Below are 14091 nucleotides of genomic sequence, written 5' to 3' on the forward strand. Positions count from 1 at the left end.
GTCAGGTTTAAACCGTGTCGATGAGACCAGGAAGGGCGACGATGAAGGACTGGGCTTCCGCCTCCGTCAGGATGTAGGGCGGGGCCAATCTCAGTGTCGATGGGTTAGCGGCGTTGACAATGAACCCGGCCCCGCGGGCAGCCACGACAAGTTCGGAAGCGATATCTGAATCGAGCTGGACGCCGAGGAGAGCACCGCTCCCCCGCACCTCGGTAATGCGCGGATGACTTTGGCGCAGCGCGCTCGACATCAAGGTACCGATCTGACCGACGTGAGTCAGTAGGTTCTCGGATTCGATCGTAGAGATGACCGCTAGCGCCGCAGCGCAGGCTAGCGGGTTGCCACCGAAGGTAGTCCCGTGTTGCCCGGCGGCGAGGATCCCAGACACATCCGATCCGAAGGTCATCGTCGCCCCCATGGGAAAGCCACCTCCCAGCGCTTTCGCCAAAGTCATTACGTCGGGGGTGATGTGGGCGCTCTGGTACGCAAACCAGCGTCCGGTACGTCCCATTCCGCATTGCACCTCGTCAACGACCATGAGGGCGTCGTGGCCGGCCGTCAGCTCACGTACCTGCTGTAGGTATTCATCCGTTAGGGGGACGACCCCAGCCTCACCCTGGATGGGCTCCACAAAGACCCCGGAAACATCGCCTTTTTCTAGCTCGCCAGCTAATATTTCTGGGTCCTCGGGGGTTATAAAGGTGACATCGACAGCCGACGGGCCGAACGGTTGACGGTAAGCGATCTTGTGGGTTAACGAAAGAGCACCAAGAGTACGACCGTGGAAGGCATGGTCAAGGGCGATGATGCGTCCGCTTTTACGAGCCAAGCAGATCTTGATGGCCGCTTCATTGGCCTCAGTGCCAGAATTCGAGAGAAATACCGCCGATCCTTCCGGTGCGTTCGCCAGTGCGAGAAGTTTCTCTGCGAGATCGAGCTGGGGCCCCGTGGTGAATAAGTTTGAGACGTGGGCCAACGTCTGTGCCTGATGGCTCACCGCCTCGACCCACGCCGGATGAGCGTACCCCAAGGCATTGACGGCAATTCCGCCCAACAAGTCCAGGTACTCCTTGCCGTCACTGTCGACGACGACGCAACCCTGGCCGTGGTCTAGGCACAGCTGAGGACTGCCGAACACCCCGAGAAGACCACTGCGATAGCGCTTTCGCCAATCGCCGGTCGTCTGTTGTTTAGTCACCGTCAGCCCCTCAGACATAGTCGTCGCTGCGTGCCATTGTTCCGACGCCCTTGGTAGTGAAAATCTCCAGCAACAGGGCGTGCTCAATGCGTCCGTCCACAATCGCAGCACTCGAGACCCCGCCATCAATGGCATCAAGCAGAGCCTGCCCCTTCGGACGCATACCCTCTCCTAGACGCGGAATCATGGCGCGCAAGTCACTCGCCGAGACCTCGGAGATGAGAGTGTGGGGGTCAGGCCAGGTGCCATATATCCCAGCGACGTTTGTCAGCATGACGAGCTTTTCCGCACGTAGCGCCTGAGCGATCGCGGTAGCGGCGGTGTCGGCATTGACGTTGAGAACCTGTCCGGTCGGGTGGCCGGCCGCATCAACCTCAGGACTCACCGGTGCAATGACCGGGATTTGACCACGATCGAGCATAGAGGTCATGAGATCGATGTTGACGTCAACGATGTCTCCCACCAAACCCATATCGATCTGCTCGCCGTCAACAATCACCCGTGACTTCCGGGCCGAAAGAAGTCCAGAGTCCTCGCCCGACATGCCAGCTGCTAGCGGCGCATAAGCGTTGATTCGATTGACGAGCTGACGGCCCACCTGGCCGACGAGCACCATCCGGACAACTTCCATGACCTCCGGAGATGTCACCCGCAAGCCATTGCGAAACTCCATCGGGGTAGCGGATTCAGCAAGCATGGCGTTGATCTGGGGCCCACCACCGTGGACGACGATCGGGCGAATCCCCACTGAAGCCATAAACACTATGTCGTCAGCGAAAGCCTGCTGCAGGCCGGGATCAACCATCGCATTGCCGCCATATTTCACGACGACGGTGTGGCCCTGGAACCGCCTGATCCAAGGCAGCGCTTCTACCAGGACCTCGGACTTCCGCTGAGCTGAGAACTGGGAATCATTGAGGGGGATGTCAAGAGCAAGGGTCATGATGTATACGCACTGTTCTCTTCGACGTATTGGCGGGTCAGGTCATTAGTCCATACCGCAGCTTCGGCGTGACCAGCGTGCAGCTCAATATCGATGTGGACCTCTCGTGGCCCCATATCGACCAGGTTGCGATCCTCTCCGATGCCTCCGGCCTTACAAACCCGGATGCCGTTGATAGACACATCCACCTGGTCGGGATCGAAGGGGGCTACATCTTCGCGAACACATCCGACCGCCGCGAGGATGCGTCCCCAGTTGGGATCATTTCCTGCGACAGCTGTCTTGACGAGGTTGGATCGCGTCACCTCGCGGGCCACCGCCACAGCAGCCTCGGTACTAGTAGCGCCTGTGACAGCCACTTTGACGTCGTGGCGGGATCCCTCAGCGTCTGCGACGAGCTGACGAGCCAAGATGGCGCACAGCTTGGTGAGTGCGTCGGTCAGCTCGTCACCCGTCAGGCTGATACCGCAAGCCCCCGAGGCCATGGCGATGACCGCATCGTTAGTCGACATGCAGGCATCGGAGTCAACCCTGCTGAAGGTGACATCACACACCTTGGCCAGGACATTCTGGAACTCCTCGGGGTCCACGACAGCGTCTGTAGTAAGAAAGACGAGCATTGTCGCTAACTGCGGAGCCAACATTCCAGCGCCTTTAGCGATGCCACCGAATCGCGCGCCGCCTGCATCAACGGTCGCCATCTTGGGAACGGTGTCGGTCGTCATAATCGCTCGTGCCGCTGAGGCGTCGACCTCATCTCCCCTGCCTAGGGTGCCATGAGCAGTGCTCGCCCCCACCAGGATGGAGGGCATATCGAGCCGGACCCCAATTACTCCAGTTGAGGCGACAACAACCTCATGCGGCTTGCACCCGAGAAGGGTTGCAACATGCTCGGCCTCGCACTGACAGTCGGCGAAGCCATCAATCCCGGTACAGGCGTTAGCGACGGCCGCGTTGGCAATAACGGCACGAGCCTTGTGGTCGGCAGTGACCTGACGCGACCATTGGACCGGTGCGGCACACACGCGATTTGTTGTGAATACCCCGGCAACGGCGTCGGCGGGACCATCATTGACGATGAGTGCAAGGTCCGCGGCTGGGGTGGTTCTCAGCCCAGCCTGGATACCCCCGGCGCGAAATCCGAGCGGATAGGTGACTGACATAAATCCTCCTGTCACGGATTGAGGCCGATAAGGGGCAGCCCTGTGGTCTCAGGGAGACCAAAGGCTAAATTGAGACATTGAATGACGGCACCAGCTGTCCCTTTCACAAGGTTGTCCAGAGCGACAACGACGGTGGAAACGCCATTCTCGAGATCGCCCACAGCATTGATGTGCGTCATGGCGGATCCGACGACGTCATGGGTGTCGGGGTAGGCGTTAGTGACGTGAATGAGTGGCTCGCCGTCATAACGCTCGCGCAACCGCTCGAGTAAGTCATCGGTGGAAGCGTGCGAAGGTGCAGTGCACACGGCAAGGATTCCACGGGTCATGGGCACTAGCACAGCGCTCACACTCAAGTGCGGTTCTTCAGCTCCCGCCATGCGAAGTGACTGCAGGATTTCGGGAATGTGACGATGAGCGTTACCAACCGAATAGAGATGGGCTCCCCCACTCATCCGGGAGAATGTGAGGTCTGGGCGACTGGATTTTCCAGCCCCAGATGTCCCAACGATAAGGGTGACCGCCAATTGAGAGGTGTCGACAAGGCCGATTAGGGGCGCCAGACCCAAAGCGACCGCAGAGGCATTGCACCCTGGTCCGGCGATACGGGTTGTCCCCGACAGTACGTCACGTTGCGAGCCGCCCTCGGCTCGTGGCAACTCAGGCAGTCCATAGGCCCAGGTACCGGCGTGGTCGCCGCCATACCAATGGCGCCAGTCTGAAGCTGATGACAACCGGAAGTCCGCCCCGGCATCGACGATGACCAGGTCAGGGTTCGTCTTAGCAAGCTCCTGGGCAATCTGTCCGGAGACTCCATGGGGCAAGGCCAGCACGACGGCATCGTGGGAGGCGAGACGCTCGACGTCAATATCGGAAAAAACTCGTCCTTGAGCCACACCGCCAAGGTGGGGCATGACCTGCACCAGGGTCGCCCCAGCCTGACTGCGCGCGGCAAGATCCCCCATTGTGAACCCGGGGTGTCCTGATAGCAGGCGCACGACTTCGGCTCCCGCATATCCGGAGGCTCCGACAACAGCTACAGTGAATCCTCTTGCGCCCATATGAATATTTATACACGTGATCGTGCATGAGGACACCCCTGATTCACATCGTGATCAAAACGGGCACCCCGCGCCGAGATAGCGCGACGGCGGCCACCAAGGGTTCAGCGAGTACGGCTACGCACCCTGTTTGCCAGAGCTCGCTGAGCTTCACGCTTGGCATCCCGTTCGCGGATGGCCTGGCGTTTATCCCAGTCCCTCTTACCGACACCAACAGCAATCTCGACCTTGGCGTAGCCGTCCTTGAAGTAAAGCTGCAAGGGAACGATCGTTTTACCCGCACCGTCCGCTTCGCGGGAGAGCTTGGCTATCTCACGTCTATTGAGCAAAAGCTTACGCTTGCGCATCACGTCGTGATTTCGCCATGTTCCAAAAGCATATTCAGGGATGTGAAGGTTATACATCCACACCTCACCGCGTTCGTCAACCTGAGCGAAAGCGTCAGTCAACGTGGCTTTGCCAGCCCGCAAGGACTTCACCTCAGTTCCCTGCAGAACGAGGCCAGCCTCCCATTTGTCACCGATGGTGTAGTCATGGGTGGCGCGACGGTTACGCGCAACGACCTTAATCCCCTGCTCCCTGGGCATGACAGTCCTCCTTCGACACAGGATCTTCCATCCTATACGAAGACATCAGACTCTGAGGTACTTCTTTGTCGCAACGTAAGCTGGCGCCACAGACAACACGACCGCTACGACGACCATCCACGCGATGGACTTCCAAACCTGGGGCCATCCGATCCATGCCAACGTCGTAATCGAATGCGCCATCTTACGCATGACGACCAAATCAGCGCCCAGCGCCAGGGTCACACAGGCAAGCAGCGCACCAACAAGGCCTGCGATGAGAGATTCCAGGAGGAACGGCATGAGGATATAGGTGTTGGACGCACCTACGAGTTTCATAATTCCCAATTCTCGTCGCCTAGAGAAGGCAGCCATCCGAATCGTGTTGCCAATCTGCAAGGCTGCCGCAACGAGCAGAAGCACGGACATTCCAAAGGTAACCCATCTCAAGGCATTCATCCACAGGAATATCGGGTCTAACACGTTATGCAAGTCCACGACCGACTGCACCCCCGGCAGACTCTGAGCCTCCGTTACTACCCCCTGGTACTGCTGAGGGTTAACCAGCTTGACACGGTACGAGTCCTGGATGGTGTCCTCTGTCAAAACATCACGCACAGGAGAACCGGCATAGATACGCTGATACTCCTCGAACGCCTCATGCTTGGATTCATAGTAGACGCGGGAAACCTGCGGGTTTGATTCTAGGGCCTGACGGATAGCGTCTTTTTGGGCCTGGGTGGCAGCTTTATCACCCGAGCATTGAGCTCCAGAAACACCATCGACACACAGAAAGACCGACACCTCAACTTTGTCGTACCACTTACCTTTGAGCAGGTCGACCTGTTGGGTGGCCAACAAGGCCGCTCCGAACAGGGACAGGGACACCCACATCGTGACGATGACGGCAAGGGTCATCGCAGCGTTGCGGCGTAGTCCAGACCACGTCTCTCGCAAGGTGTGACGCATGTATTTCCTCGTTCTGTCTCTTGTCGGGGCTGTCAGGAATTGCGGTAGACGCCCTCGTTCTCGTCCCGGACAACATGTCCGAGATCGAGTTCGATCACTCGTCGTCTCATCTGGTCGACAATCGTCGAGTCATGGGTAGCCATGACGACCGTTGTGCCAGTGCGGTTAATGCGATCAAGCACCTTCATGATGCCCACTGCGGTGTCCGGATCAAGGTTTCCGGTGGGCTCGTCTGCAATGAGGATCTTAGGGCGATTAACAAACGCCCGAGCCAGAGCAACACGCTGCTGCTCGCCCCCGGAGAGTTCGTCGGGCATCCGCTTCTCTTTGCCATCGAGGCCAACCAGTTCAAGGGTCTCGGGGACGACGTTGCGAATCTCCTTCGTCGACTTACCGATGACCTGCATCGCGAAGGCGACGTTCTCATAGACCGTCTTCCTTGGAAGCAGCCGGAAGTCCTGAAAGACCGTGCCTATCTGGCGCCGCAACGCGGGCACCTTCCACGGCCTCAATTGGTTAAGGTTCTTCCCCGCGACATACAGGGTGCCGCGAGTGGGACGGTACTCACGCAAGATAAGTCGGATAAATGTAGACTTACCTGACCCTGACTGACCCACAAGGAAGACGAATTCCCCTTTGTCGATGTCGACATTAACGTCAGCTAGGGCCGCCTGACTCTGCCCAGTATATGTCTTCGTGACATTATCGAAGGTGATCACGTTTGCCCCGTCAGTCAGTTTCGTTCTTGCGACGCCAACGAATACCGGCATCGATGAAATCGTCGATATCTCCATCGAAGACGGCATCGGTATTGCCGACCTCATGGTTAGTACGCAAATCCTTCACCATTTGGTAGGGATGCAGCACATAGGAGCGCATCTGAGCTCCCCATGAGTTACCTTCCGACTTCAACGAGTTCATCTCGGCTTCCTGCTCCTCCCGAGCCTTCTCAAGCAGCTTGGCTTGCAGGACCCGCAAGGCGGCAGCTTTGTTCTGAATCTGCGAGCGCTCATTCTGGCAACTCACCACGATGCCGGTCGGAAGGTGAGTCAGACGAACGGCAGAGTCGGTGGTATTCACGCCCTGCCCACCAGGGCCCGAGGCATGGAAAACATCAACACGCAGGTCGGACTCTGGGATATCGACGTGGTCGGTCTCCTCAACGACGGGCAGCACCTCAACGCCAGCGAAGGAAGTCTGACGGCGTCCCTGGTTGTCAAAGGGGCTAATGCGCACCAGACGGTGGGTGCCCTGCTCAACCGAAAGAGTGCCGTAGGCGAAGGGGGCATGAACGACGAAGGTCGCCGACTTAATGCCCGCCTCTTCAGCGTAGGAGGTGTCGAGGATCTCAATCTTGTAACCGTGACGCTCAGCCCAACGCAGGTACATGCGTAGCAACATCTCCGCAAAATCGGCGGCGTCAACGCCACCGGCCTCGGAGCGAATGGTTACGACGGCCTCACGCTCATCGTATTGCCCCGACAGTAGGGTCCTCACCTCGAGAGCATCAATCTCCTCACGAAGCTCAACCGTCTCGGTTGTCGCCTCAGCTAGGGACTCTTTATCGTCGTCAGCAGCCGCGAATTCAAGCAGCACGTGGACATCCTCGATCCGCGCACGTAGCCGTTCCAGGCGTTCAATCTCAGCCTGCAGAGCCGACAGCCGAGAAGTCACCCGCTGTGCATTCTCTTGGTCGTCCCAGAGGTTGGGAGCGGCCACCTGCTTCTCGAGGTCCACGATCTCTGCTTTCTTAGCCTCGGGATCGAGAACATTCTCAATCGAGGACAGGGATGCGTCGAGGTCCTCAACGGTCTGCTGAAGGTCTACCAATGCCACGTCGAGCAACTCTACAGGGACGTGGCGACAACTCTCATGCGATGATTCACCACCCGGTGAAGTGTGCTTCGCGTGATAAATCGGTAGAGTAGCTGCCCTGGGGCGTATAGCTCAGTTGGTCAGAGCGCCTGCCTTACACGCTGGAGGTCGCCGGTTCGAGCCCGGCTACGCCCACTTCCACAACGAATGATCATGCCTCGTGCCCGGCGTTTTCGGTATGGTCGCCCATGTTCCTGCGCCAGCTGATGGGTTCGAAAAAGATTTTACGTTACCGTGTATCCTGCCATTATCAGCGACATGGAAAGAGGTGTCCGCATGACGGAGCCGAACGATCCGCCCCGCCCCGACGAAGTCGGTACTCCCGCATGGCCTAGCGAGGCCGGACGTGATCCCTACGGACAGCCCAGCAATCCCTACGAGATGTCCAATCCGTACAGCGATCCAGTAGCTGAGAATCATCGCCGCCCCTACGTCGACTTCGGCCTGGCCATCAAGTTGTTCTTCAAAAACTATGCGGTTTTTCGAGGTCGCGCCTCCCGCTCAGAATACTGGTGGGTCGTTCTGTTCAACCTCATCATCTCTATCGCGGTACAGGCACTCGTGGCCATGGTGCAAGGCGCCGGTCTCCTATCGGCCCTTACTTCGAGGTCCAGGAGCGAATCCTTCGCCATCTCGACATCCGGCGTCGTCTTCGCGATGCTGCCCCTTGTCTGGCTACTCGCTATTATCATTCCTTGCCTGGCCCTAACGGTGCGCCGCCTCCACGACGTCAATCATTCGGGATGGTGGGTCATGGCACCGGCTCTCTGCGGCATCGCGTCCGCGATCATGATGATCCTCGCATTTGTCGCCGCCGCAAACGACGGGAAGCCATCTATGCCCCTGCTGACAATCAGCATTGTTCTTTTCGTCGCCATCTTCGTGGTCAATATCATCCTTCTTATCTTCGTCATCTCGGATTCCCACCCCGAAGCATGGAAGAAGTACGACAAGGAGCCTCTGCCCGTCACTGAGTGATCCAGGCCTCATGTGGGGAGGGTCCGCACCAGGTGCTCGGGCCCTCCCCATATCATCGCTCAACCCTCTGCCTGCAAATTGGCCAACACGTCATCGAGATCATCAGGCTTGACCAAAACATCCCTCGCCTTAGACCCCTCAGACGGCCCCACAACGTTACGGGTCTCGAGGATGTCCATCAGTCGACCAGCCTTCGCAAAGCCCACACGCAACTTACGCTGCAGCATCGACGTCGATCCCAACTGCAGTTCGACCACGAGCTTCGCCGCCTCCAGCACAAGCTCCATGTCGTCACCGATGTCTTCAGCCACCTTCTTCTCAGCGGTTGGCGCGGCAACATCGTCGCGATAATGGGCCTCCATCTGGGACTTGACGTGGGAGACGACCTGGTGAATCTCAGAGTCAGATACCCACGACCCCTGCACACGCACCGGCTTCGAAGCACCCATCGGCAGAAAGAGCCCATCGCCCTGGCCAACGAGTTTCTCGGCGCCCGGCTGGTCCAAGATCACTCGCGAATCAGTCATTGACGAGGTCGCGAAAGCTAACCGTGACGGAATATTAGCTTTGATGAGACCGGTGCACACGTCGGTCGACGGACGCTGAGTAGCCAACACCAAATGAATGCCGGCGGCACGAGCCAGCTGGGTAATACGAACGATGGAATCCTCGACGTCTCGAGGAGCAACCAACATGAGATCAGCCAGCTCATCAACGACGACCAACAGGTACGGGTAGGGGGCCAAGACCCGCTCCGATCCCGGAGGCAAGGTGACCTCACCGGCTTGTACAGCCTTATTGAAGTCCTTGACGTGACGGAACCCGAACGCAGCCAGGTCGTCATAACGCTGATCCATCTCGCGCACGACCCATTGCAGGGCTTCGGCGGCCTTTTTGGCACTGGTGATGATGGGCGTCACCAAGTGTGGGATCCCCTCGTATTGGGTCAGTTCCACCCGCTTGGGATCAACGAGCATCATCCGCACCTCGTCAGGAGTAGCTCGCATCATGACCGAAGTGATGAGGGAGTTAACGAAGCTCGACTTACCGGAACCGGTGGCGCCAGCGACCAGTAGGTGAGGCATTTTAGCCACGTTGGCGATAACAAATCCGCCCTCGACGTCCTTACCCAGCCCGACGACCAACGGGTTGTGGTCGTTGCGAGCCTTTGACGAACGCAGCACGTCGCCCAAAGAGACGATTTCCTTGTCCCGGTTCGGAATCTCAATGCCGATGGCAGATTTTCCAGGGATTGGCGACAGGATGCGCACGTCGGGGGAAGCGACCGCGTAGGCGATGTTTTTACTCAAGGCAGTGACCTTCTCCACCTTGACGGCCGCACCGAGTTCGACCTCGTATCGGGTAACCGTCGGGCCGCGGGAATAGCCCGTCACCTGAGCGTGGATGCCAAACTCATCGAAAACCGTTGACAGTTTGGAGACGACGGCATCGGAAGCATCAGTACGCGCCTGCGGCACCGAACCCGGACGTAACAGTTCCGAGGCAGGCAGGGTGTAAGCGATATCCCCGGACAACTGCAACTGTTCCACCCGAGCCGGTATCGGCTCATGGGCCGGCGGGTCAAGTTCGGTGTGCTCGTGAACCGTGAAACCCTGCGGTAGTCCGGCAGTTGTGCGCGCTTTGGGCTCATCCTCCGCCGGCATGTCAAGCGGCAAGGAATCCTCGGCCGAGGACGACGACGTCTCGTCCACAATTTCGGCATCAAAGATTGCATCAAGGCTCTCGTTCGTGCGCTCGGAACTGCTCTTGCCCTTTCGAGATCGGCGCTCCTTAACAGGTTCCATCTCTTGGGTAACGACCTCATCATCATGATGATCGACGAGGGTATCCCCCACCAGCGGAGTGTCATAGGCGCGCCGCGACTCAATTTCACGAGGCCCGACTACAGCACGGCGCGAAGCGTTACGAACGCGGGCTACACCGTCGATTAACGGCCGCCCCACTACCAACAACACCCCTAGAGCCGTTATGACGAGGAGCAGCGGTAAAGCGACCCACTTCGTTAACAGATCCGCGAACAGGCTTGAGGAGATGTAACCGAGCATGCCACCGGCGGCGCGCACTGCCTCAGGACGATCCGGGCGCGGCAGACCGTGGGCAATATTGATGACCCCGAGTAGACCAAGAAAGAAGCAAACCCAGCCGAGTACCTGACGTCCACCGGTCCCAAGTGTCGCTGGGTGACGCAAGGTGTGCCACATCGCCGCTAGAGCGAAGAGAGGAAGGGCATAGGACAGCGATCCGAAGATCGTCGAGACCCCCATTCGCAATCCATTGCCGAATCCGCCCGGCAGGTCGAACCAGAAACCAGCCGCGACGAGGGCAGATAGCAGCAACAACACGAGGCCAGTGCCATCATGAGTGATATCAGGCTCAACGCGAGGACCACCGATCCCACGGACCATGCTTCCCAATCCCCTCGCGATGCCTGACCACGTCGCTGACAGCACCTGCGCCACCGGGTTGGTGGAAGTGGGCGCGCTGGGAGGCGTCGACCTGCTCCGTGAGCTGGCCGACGTTTTCTTGTTGCTTCCGTTCGAGCGCGCGCCCGAGCCACGCGACGATTTTTTCGCCGTCGTTTTTCGGGGCCGCGCCGGGGAAGACGCACGGGTCGCCATGTCATCGACGTTATCAACCGTGGTCATCACTGGCCTAAAGGCGAGGCGGGGAGTCACCGGATTAGTAATCGCGGCGCGATACTCGACGGCACTGTGAATGCCGTTCTCACCTCAGGAACTGAAGTGGGTCCAACCTCGTTCGTGCTGCCAGACCTGGCCATTAACGAGAACCGTGGGATCGGGCACCTCGTCGGGAGATAGGACCCGCCCGACGACGACCCACCCATCTGGAACAGTACCGGGAGCGAAAGTCGCTGCCAACGCATGATCCTCCCCACCGGCAAGCACCCAAGTGAGCGGATCCACTCCGGTGGCCATACCGACGGTGCGGACCGGCTCAGCTATATCTAGCTTCGAGGTGTCAATATCCATGCCGAATCCCGACGCCTGCGCGATATGGCCCAGATCGGCCAGCAAACCATCCGACACGTCGATCATGGCATGTGCGCCGGCCTTGGCCGCCACCAACCCTTGACCATAGGGGACCTCGGGACAACGCTGAGCGGCCACAACGGCCCGTGGGGAGCGGAAACCGCGTCCGAGAAGCACCAGACCGGCAGCTGCCAAACCGAGTTGGCCAATAACTGCAACCTCATCACCGGGCACAGCACCGTCGCGACGCACAGGTGCCATACCAGCGGTCTGTCCGATCACCGTCACGGCGATGCTAACAACCGGGCCACCCGTGGTGTCCCCACCGACGACGCTAACTCCTGCCTTCTGGGACTCAGCGGCCATCCCAGCCATAAATTCGCGAGCCCACGACGCTGGCAGATCACCGGGAGCGGAAAACCCCACGACGAGAGCGACCGGGACGGCACCCATCGCCTCAATGTCGGAAACGTTGACAGCGACGGCCTTGCGGCCTACGTCGGTCGCCGTTGACCACCGACGCCGGAAGTGAACCTCCTCGACGAGGACGTCGGTCGACACGACTGCGGAACCGTCTACCTGGAACACTGCGCTGTCGTCGCCCGGGCCCAGGGCGACGGCCTGACCCATCGTCAGGTCGTCGACCATCGAGGTGATGAGGGGGAACTCCCCTACCTGGGAAATGGTCGCCGTGGTGGCCATGAGCTCTCCTTATCAACCAGTCAGAGTAGGCACGCTAGCGTGAGTGCGTGCGCATCCATCATGCATCCCCGGTCGCAACACTGCTAGCGGGCCTATTCCTGATCGCCGCCTGCTCTGGTCAGGAGGAGCCGATCGCCCATCCCTCTCCCAGCGGGCCTGCTGCGGCGGGGTGTCGAGCAGTCATGGCAGATCTACCGCAAACGGTTGCCGGGGCGACGCTCAAAAAGCACGACGCGACCGTGGCCGTCTGGGGTGATCCGCGTATCGTGCTGCGCTGCGGAGTCGGCAAGCCTACTGGCCTCCAACCGACGTCGCCCTGTGACGTCGTCAACGATGTCGGATGGTTCTCCGAGCAGATTGACGACGGCTGGCGATTCACCACTATTGGGAGGACGGGCAACGTTGAGGTGACGGTTCCGACCAGCTATGCCCCACAGGCGGATGCCCTAGTCGATCTCTCGGCAGCCATCAAGAAAATGCCCCAAGTGCACGCTTGCCAGTGAGATACACCCCAGTCAGCGCAGGCCGAGGGGCCTTTCCAGGGCCAGCTCAATGAGCTCACTGACGATCTGGGCGTACGTCATGCCGCTGGCTTGCCACATAAGTGGGAACCCCGAGCTGCGGGTGAATCCGGGCATGGTGTTGGGCTCGTTCACGTAGACGGCGCCGTCCGGGGTGACGAACGTGTCGATACGAGCAAGCCCTTCACAACCGAGCACCCTGAACGCCTTGATCGCGACGTTTTGGACCCGAATGCGGGTCGCATCGTCTAGTTCTGCGCGGGACTGAACGGAGGCCTTCTGTTCTCCACTGAGGTATTTGGCTTCAAAGTCATAGAAGCCGTCAGGATCATGGACGACAATCTCGCCAGGTAGGGAGGCGCGAGGGGCAGCACCATGACGGCCATCAAGGACAGAGCACTCGATCTCGCGACCATGAATCCCCTGCTCAATAAGGACTTTGCTGTCGTGATCGCGGGCGGTCTCGATGGCCGCTTCCAACCCTTCCGGGCTTGTCACGCGGGAAATGCCGATCGAGGATCCGCCGCGGGCTGGCTTCACGAATAGCGGATATTGCAGACGCGATGCGGCCTTGAGGACGCCATTCTTGTCCTGGCGCCACTCGTGATCACGCACGACAAGGTATGGCCCGACCAAAACTCCAGCCTCCGCGAGGATCATCTTGGTGAGATGTTTGTCCATGCAGTTAGCGCTAGCTGCCACCCCGCACCCGACATACCGCACCCCGGCCATCTCCAGCAGGCCCTGAATGGTGCCATCTTCACCAAATGGTCCGTGCAGTATCGGAAATACCACCTGAACTAAGTCGGCATTGCCCTCGGTATCGACGACGCAGGTACCCTCGACCATCTGCTTGACTGACACCAGAGGACGATCTCCCACTTCGACAGTAGGAAGCTGCCCGGTACTGGGAAGATCGAGAATTTCATCGATCCCGTATCGCACCCAGACCCCCTCAGGGCTGATACCGATACCAGTGACATCGAATCGTTCGGCGTCAATCGCAGCGACCACGTTCGCCGCCGAAAGGCAGGAGATCGAATGCTCCGAACTCATCCCCCCGAAGATGACGGCCACGTGGATGCGATTCATATGAGGTCCTTT

General features: G+C 59.2%; 14 protein-coding genes and 1 tRNA gene. 4 read left to right on the top strand and 11 right to left on the bottom strand.

Going from position 1 to position 14091, the window contains the following annotated elements; genetic code table 11:
* Positions 1-7 precede the first annotated feature (7 nt).
* The 8 genes from A5483_RS06455 to prfB form a co-directional block, all read right to left on the bottom strand.
* Positions 8-1216 (bottom strand): acetylornithine transaminase, encoded by a 1209-nt coding sequence (locus A5483_RS06455; protein WP_063811280.1) that lies wholly within the window; start codon positions 1214-1216, stop codon positions 8-10.
* Positions 1209-2141 carry an acetylglutamate kinase gene (gene argB / locus A5483_RS06460; RefSeq protein WP_063811281.1) on the bottom strand — a complete coding sequence of 311 codons (933 nt, stop codon included), beginning with the start codon at positions 2139-2141 and terminating at the stop codon, positions 1209-1211. The genes A5483_RS06455 and argB overlap by 8 nt, the downstream gene beginning before the upstream one ends.
* Complete coding sequence (argJ, locus tag A5483_RS06465) at positions 2138-3304, bottom strand: bifunctional glutamate N-acetyltransferase/amino-acid acetyltransferase ArgJ (RefSeq protein WP_063811282.1); 1167 nt, start codon at positions 3302-3304, stop codon at positions 2138-2140. The genes argB and argJ overlap by 4 nt, the downstream gene beginning before the upstream one ends.
* An 11-nt stretch (positions 3305-3315) precedes the next feature.
* Entirely contained in the window at positions 3316-4371 is a 1056-nt protein-coding gene (argC, locus tag A5483_RS06470) for an N-acetyl-gamma-glutamyl-phosphate reductase (RefSeq protein ID WP_063811339.1), read from the bottom strand.
* 98 nt (positions 4372-4469) lie between these two features.
* On the bottom strand, positions 4470-4952 hold the full coding sequence (gene smpB, locus A5483_RS06475; RefSeq protein ID WP_063811283.1) for an SsrA-binding protein SmpB: 483 nt from the start codon (positions 4950-4952) through the stop codon (positions 4470-4472).
* 45 nt (positions 4953-4997) lie between these two features.
* On the bottom strand, positions 4998-5900 hold the full coding sequence (gene ftsX / locus A5483_RS06480) for a permease-like cell division protein FtsX (RefSeq protein WP_206598484.1): 903 nt from the start codon (positions 5898-5900) through the stop codon (positions 4998-5000).
* 32 nt (positions 5901-5932) lie between these two features.
* On the bottom strand, positions 5933-6619 hold the full coding sequence (ftsE, locus tag A5483_RS06485; RefSeq protein ID WP_063811284.1) for a cell division ATP-binding protein FtsE: 687 nt from the start codon (positions 6617-6619) through the stop codon (positions 5933-5935).
* 10 nt (positions 6620-6629) lie between these two features.
* Positions 6630-7736, bottom strand: a complete 1107-nt coding sequence (gene prfB / locus A5483_RS06490) for a peptide chain release factor 2 (protein WP_193790447.1) — start codon at positions 7734-7736, stop codon at positions 6630-6632.
* 100 nt (positions 7737-7836) lie between these two features.
* Between prfB and A5483_RS06495 the strand changes: the two genes are divergently transcribed.
* Positions 7837-7910: transfer RNA gene (locus A5483_RS06495), tRNA-Val, on the top strand.
* 141 nt (positions 7911-8051) lie between these two features.
* Entirely contained in the window at positions 8052-8753 is a 702-nt protein-coding gene (locus tag A5483_RS06500; protein ID WP_002548794.1) for a DUF805 domain-containing protein, read from the top strand.
* Positions 8754-8812: 59 nt separating this feature from the next.
* Here the strand turns inward: A5483_RS06500 and A5483_RS06505 are convergent, their stop codons facing one another.
* The gene (locus tag A5483_RS06505) at positions 8813-11179 is read right to left on the bottom strand and encodes an FtsK/SpoIIIE family DNA translocase (protein ID WP_063811286.1); all 2367 of its coding nucleotides are present in this window, start codon (positions 11177-11179) and stop codon (positions 8813-8815) included.
* A 19-nt stretch (positions 11180-11198) separates the two neighbouring features.
* Here A5483_RS06505 and A5483_RS06510 point away from each other — a divergent pair, with 19 nt between their 5' ends.
* A complete protein-coding gene (locus A5483_RS06510; protein WP_042842675.1) occupies positions 11199-11489 on the top strand; it encodes a hypothetical protein in 291 nt (96 codons plus the stop codon).
* A gap of 14 nt (positions 11490-11503) precedes the next feature.
* Here A5483_RS06510 and A5483_RS06515 read toward each other — a convergent pair whose 3' ends face one another.
* Positions 11504-12466 carry a thiamine-phosphate kinase gene (locus A5483_RS06515; RefSeq protein ID WP_063811287.1) on the bottom strand — a complete coding sequence of 321 codons (963 nt, stop codon included), beginning with the start codon at positions 12464-12466 and terminating at the stop codon, positions 11504-11506.
* 47 nt (positions 12467-12513) lie between these two features.
* On the opposite strand from A5483_RS06515, the gene A5483_RS06520 reads away from it, so the two are divergent.
* Complete coding sequence (locus A5483_RS06520; protein ID WP_002548871.1) at positions 12514-12969, top strand: DUF3515 domain-containing protein; 456 nt, start codon at positions 12514-12516, stop codon at positions 12967-12969.
* A gap of 12 nt (positions 12970-12981) precedes the next feature.
* Here the strand turns inward: A5483_RS06520 and A5483_RS06525 are convergent, their stop codons facing one another.
* Positions 12982-14079 (bottom strand): D-alanine--D-alanine ligase family protein, encoded by a 1098-nt coding sequence (locus A5483_RS06525; protein WP_002548564.1) that lies wholly within the window; start codon positions 14077-14079, stop codon positions 12982-12984.
* Between the last annotated feature and the right edge of the window lie 12 nt (positions 14080-14091).

Origin of the sequence: Cutibacterium namnetense, from assembly GCF_001642025.1 — a bacterium.
Taxonomy (GTDB): Bacteria; Actinomycetota; Actinomycetes; order Propionibacteriales; family Propionibacteriaceae; genus Cutibacterium; species Cutibacterium namnetense.